We start from the raw sequence: 4,104 nt of genomic DNA on the forward strand, positions 1-4,104 counted from the left end.
ATCATCACCCCGGCCCAGGAACTCCAGGCGACCATCGTCCCGGCGGCGCACCAAGTCCCCCGTGCGGTACAGCCGTTGACCCGCCACGAAGGGGTCGGCCACGAAACGTTCCGCGGTCAGGTCCGCCCGGCCCTCGTAGCCCCGAGCCAGACCATGGCCCCCCAGATACAACTCACCCGGCACACCGACACCCACCGGCCTGAGCCCCGCATCCAGCACCACCGCACGCGTGTTGTCCATGGGAAGGCCCAACGGGACCGAGCCCGCGGTCACTTCCTCCCGGGTGAGCGGCCCGCAGACGGCGAACGTCGTCGACTCCGTCGGGCCATAACCGTTGACCAGCACCGTCGAGCCGCACTGCGCGAGCATCCGCTCCGCCGCCACCGCCGGCACCGCGTCACCGCCCGTCCACACCTCACTCAGACCCGCGAAACAGCCCGGGTCCTCGTCCGCCAGCACACCGAAGAGCGCGGCCGTCACCCACAGACCCGTCACACCGCGGAAAGCGACTGCTTCGCGTACGGCGCGGGAGGTCAGCTCGCCCTCCGCGACGACGACACAGCCGCCCCGCAGCAGCGGCACCCACACCTCGTACGTCGCGGCGTCGAAGGCGTGCGGGGAGTGGAACAGCACCCGGTTGTGGGCGGGCGCGGCGAACCGTTCGTCCCCGGCGAGGGCCACCACATCGGCATGCGTGACCGCCACGCCCTTCGGCCGACCCGTCGAGCCGGACGTGAACATCACATACGCCAGCGAGTCCGCCGCCACGCGGGCAGGGAGCACCGGCTCGGCGTCGGTCCGCGCGTCGACGCGGAGGTCGGCCGCCGCATCGACGCGCAGGGCCGCCACACCGGCGCCCCGGGCGCGGTCCGCCAGGCCGGCGTCCGTGACCACCAGGCAGGCACCGCTGTCCTCGACGATCCCGCTGAGCCGCTCGGCGGGGAACGCCGCGTTCAACGGCACATACGCGGCACCGGACTTGAGCACCGCCAGCATCGCGACGACCACGTCCACCGACCGCTCCAGCAGCAGCGCCACCCGGGACTCCGGCCGCACACCCCACTGCACGAGCACCCGGGCCAGACGTCCGGCCTCGGCTTCCAACTCGGCGTAGGTGAGGGCGTGTTCGCCGCACACGACCGCGGGTGCCCCGGGTGTCCGTGCCGCCCGGTCCGCGAAGGCGTCCACGAGGGACAGGCCCGCCGCGGGGCCCACCTGCCCGGACCAGTCGGCGCCCAGTACACGGGTGCGCTCGTCGGCGGTCACGGTGTCCACCGTCGCCAGGCCGCTGGTGGGACCGGCCGCCGGGTCGGTCAGTGAGGTGAGGATCCGGGCCAGCCCGGCGGCGAGACGGTCCGCCGTGGCCGCGTCGAACAGTTCCGGGTCGTAGGCCAGGGCCATGTCCAGCCCGGGGCCGCTCTCGGCCGCCACGAGCGTGAGCGCGTAGTTGGTCGCCTCGACGGCCTCGACCCGGTGCAGGGCGAGCCCGGCCTGTTCGGCGCCCTCGGTGTCCACCGGGTAGTTCTCGAAGACGACGAGGCTGTCGAACAGGGCCGCCCCCGCGGAGAGTTCGGTCTCGATGTCGGACAGCGCCAGGTACTCGTACTGGCGGGCCTCGACCTGGTCCTCCTGGATGGCCCGCAGCCACGGGCCGATCTCCTGGCCGGGCCCGGCGTCGACACGCACCGGCAGGGTGTTGATGAACAGGCCGATGATGTCCTCCGCGCCGGGCAGCTCTGCGGGCCGCCCGGAGACCGTCGTGCCGAACACGACGTCCCGCGTGGCGCCGTACTGCCCGAGCAGCAGCGCCCAGGCGCCCTGCACCACGGCGTTCGTCGTCACCCGGTGCCGGCGCGCGACCTCGTGCATGCGCGCGGAGACCTCGCGGGGCAGCGGCACGGGGACGCGCTCGCTCGACCGGCCGCGGTGCGCCTGCTCCGGCGCGCGGTCGTAGGGCAGCTCGACGGGCTGCTCGTAGCCGGCCAGTACGCGGCGCCAGAAGTCCTGTCCGGCCTGCCTGTCCTGCCGGCCCAGCCACTCGATGTAGTCACGGAAGGAGCCACGGGCCGCGCCGGCCCCGGCACCCGCGTCGCCCGTGCTGCCCGTGCCGGCTGATCCGCCCGCGCCGGTCGTGCCCGTCGAGCCGGTCGCCTCGGCGGTGTCGGCCGCGCCCGTCGTGGCGGCCAGGTACTCGGCCATCACGTCGGAGAGCAGCGCGGCGCTGCTCCAGCCGTCCAGCAGCAGGTGGTGGAAGGTCCATACGACCTGCACGGAGCGGCCCGGCAGCCGGACGAGCGCCAGACGCATCAGCGGGGCGGCGGACAGGTCGATGCCGCGTGCACGGTCCGCGTCGAGCAGCTCACGCAGGCGCGCCTCCCGGCCCGCGCTCTCCCGCCCCGAACCGTCCCTGTCCGCGTCCGCGTCCGCGTCCACGCCCACGGCCGTACGGGCAGTCGCGTCCGCGCCCGCGTCCGTGTCGGTCCAGTCGAGGACGGTGACGGGCAGCTCCACGCTCCGGTGGACGACCTGCACCGGCTCCGGCACGTCCTGCCAGACGATGGACACCCGCAGCGCGTCGGCGCGCTCCACCGCGCGCTGCCACGCCCGGGCCAGCGCGTCGACGTCCTCGACACCGTCGAGCGCGAACGCCAACTGCTCGACGTACGCGGCCGATTCGGGGTCGGCGACCGCGTGGAAGAGCATCCCGGCCTGGAGCGGGGTGAGCGGGTACACATCCTCGACGTCGCGCCCGGTACCGGCGACCCGGTCGACCTGCTCCTGTGTGAGGGCGACGAGCGGGAAGTCCGAGGGCGTGCAGCCGCCGGCCTCCGGCTCGGCGCAGTGCGCGACGACGGACGCCAGCTCCGCTGTGAACTCCTCGGCCAGCCGCCGGACCGTCTCCTCGTCGTGCAGCGCGGACGAGTACGACCACGCGAAGGCGAGACGGCCGTCCTGCACCGCGCCGACGACATCGATCAGATGCGTGCGCTGTTCGTCGGGCGCGTGCTCCTGGCCCTCGACGTCCATCGGACCGCGCAGCAGTACCGGGGCCGCGCTGTCGTGGGCCGCGTCACCGCCGCCGGCCAGGTCGAACTGGCCGTGGTAGTTGAAGCTGATCTGCGGCTGCGCGTCCGCCGCCAGCACACGCCCCGGGCTGCCCGGCGCACTCAGATACCGCAGCGCACCGTACCCGACACCCCTGTCCGGCACCGCCCGCAACTGCTCCTTCACGGACTTCAACACCGCACCCCAACCCCGCTCCCCCGCCCCCGACACATCCAACGCCACCGGATGAATCGCCGTGAACCACCCCACCGTCCGCGTCAGATCCACCCCGTCGAACAACTCCTCACGACCATGACCCTCAAGATTCACCGCCACCCGCGCACACCCCGTCCACCGCTCCAACACCCGCCCCAACGCCGCCAACAACACCTCGTTGGAGCGCGTCCGGTACACCCCGGGCACCCGGAACAGCAGTGCCTCCGTCTGCTCCGCGCTCAACGCGACGGACACGGCCTGCTGCGTGGCGACGGTGTTCCTGCCGCCCGGGTGGTCGACGGGCAGCTCGACCGCGGCACCCTCCAGCACCGACCGCCAGTACCCCACCTGCCCGTCGAAACCGCCCTCGGCCACATGCCGCACCAACCGCTGCGACCACTGCCGCACCGACGACGACTTCTCCCCCAACGACACCGGCCCACCGGCCACCGCACACCGGTACGCCGCCTCCAGATCCTCCAACAGCACCCGCCACGACACCCCGTCCATCACCAGGTGGTGCGCCGTGACGAAGAGCCAGGCGGACCGGCCCGCACCGCGCTCGCCCACCAACACCCGCACCAGCGGGCCCCGTTCGAGGTCGAGCCCGGACTGCACCTCCCTCACCAGCTCACGCCAGTGCGCCTCCGCGTCCGCCGAGCCGGACAGATCGTGTACGCCCAGCACACGGTCCGGGTCGACATCGGGCCGCAGCTCCGAGACCCAGCCGCCGTCCTGCCGGTGCACCACGGTGCGCAGCGCGTCGTGGTGCGACAGCACGGCGGCGACAGCGGTACGCAGAGCGGCGATGTCGAGCCCGGCCACGCTCTCGAAGCCCATCGA

The 4,104-nt window shown here is 73.3% G+C and carries 1 protein-coding gene; it reads right to left on the bottom strand.

All coding sequences use genetic code 11. The features are described 5' to 3' along the window. Positions 1-4,104 (bottom strand): amino acid adenylation domain-containing protein (locus SCA03_RS34330; RefSeq protein WP_141275880.1); only part of this gene is annotated, 4,104 nt, incomplete at both ends.

This window comes from Streptomyces cacaoi, assembly GCF_006539165.1.
GTDB lineage: Bacteria > Actinomycetota > Actinomycetes > Streptomycetales > Streptomycetaceae > Streptomyces > Streptomyces cacaoi.